The sequence below is a fragment of the Allorhizocola rhizosphaerae genome (genome assembly GCF_003426775.1).
Taxonomy (GTDB): Bacteria; Actinomycetota; Actinomycetes; order Mycobacteriales; family Micromonosporaceae; genus Allorhizocola; species Allorhizocola rhizosphaerae.
Map to the genome: position 1 here is coordinate 1 of NZ_QJUG01000471.1, position 1453 is coordinate 1453.

Annotated in this window: 1 protein-coding gene; it reads left to right on the top strand. The window is 66.7% G+C overall.

The genetic code is table 11. The annotated features are described in order from the left end of the window. Positions 1 to 375: 375 nt before the first annotated feature. Positions 376 to 1290, top strand: a complete 915-nt coding sequence (locus tag DM816_RS41850) for an endonuclease domain-containing protein (protein WP_117215940.1) — start codon at positions 376 to 378, stop codon at positions 1288 to 1290. Positions 1291 to 1453: the final 163 nt, after the last annotated feature.

The window sequence follows — 1453 nt, forward strand, 5'->3', positions numbered from 1 at the left end:
ATCCCCCGCCCCACCACCCTCCACTGCCACACACGACACCACCTCCACGACCTCACCAGTCCCGTGGCCGACGAGTCCTCATGGCACGTCATGAATCCCCAACCTCCACACCGGCCACCTGCCCTGCCGCACGCTCGCTGCCAGCCCATTGACCGGCCCCGCTCCTCCAGGGATGAATCCACGCCCTCCGCAATATCCGGGAAAACGTCGTCGCGGGCGCTAACACCCGCCACAACATCCGGGATAATGTCGCAGCGCACGCGAAAACCTCAGCAATATCCGGGATTTTGCACTTCATCAACTAAGCACCACGACAATATTCCGGATGCTGCGCGTGAGACGCAAATTGTCGTACCCCCTTGGCACGCTTGCACCGTGACGAAGACGCACGCCTTGACCAACCGCATCTTCCGTGGCAGTCAAGCGATCCGGCGTGGCCAGCTGACCCACGGCCAATTGCGCGGCCCAGACTGGCAACGACTCTTCCGCGATGTATATGCCGATCGGGCGCTCGCGCCCACCCACCGGCTCCGATGCGTCGCCGCGAGCAGGTTCCTCCTCCCGAGCGGTGCTGCGATCGCGGGCCGGTCCGCGGCGCACCTGTTCGGCGTGCCCTATGTGGGCGCCGAAGACCCGGTGGAGGTGCTGACACCACGCCACTTCGGCCCAGTCCACGGTCTGAAGATCCGGCGGGGCGCGCTGCCCGCTTCGGAAACGGTCCGGGATGGACGTTTGGTCGTCACCTCGCCATTGCGTACCGCCTGGGATCTCGCCCGGTGGCTCGACCTGGCCGAGGCCATGGTGTTCCTCGACGTGCTCGCGGCAAAGCGCCACATCAGTGGAGCCTCGCTTGTTGCCTACGCATCATCCATGCAGACCCCGCGAGGCAGGGCCCGCGCGATTCGCGCCGCAGAGCTGATCGAGCCCGGCTCCGAGTCACCGCAGGAGAGCAAACTGCGGATGCGGCTCGTGCTCTCGGGAGTGCCGCGCCCGGTGGTGCAGCACATAATCACCCGAGACGGCGAGTTTGTCGCCCCCGTTGATCTGGCATGGCCCGAGTCCATGATCGCGCTGGAATATGACGGAGCATGGCATGGCCAACCGTCCCAAATAGAGCACGACCGGCAGCGGCTCAATCGCCTGCTCGGTGCCGACTGGCTGGTGTTCCATGTGACCGCGAGACAGATGCGAGAGGAGTTACCTGATATCGCCGCACAAATCAAGGCCGCGATCCGCGCCCGCCAAGGCACACACGAAGTGGCCTCCACCAGGCGCAAACGCGGCAACTAAGACGAACAACCACCACGCACAGCCGTCGGGAGCGCCGAGACGCGTGGCAGGGCGAGCCAGGCGGCCACGCGGCAGGGCGAGCCAGGCGGCCACGCGGCAGGGCGAGCCAGGCGGCCACGCGGCAGCGCGAGCCAGGCGGCCACGCGGCAGCGCGAGCCAGGCG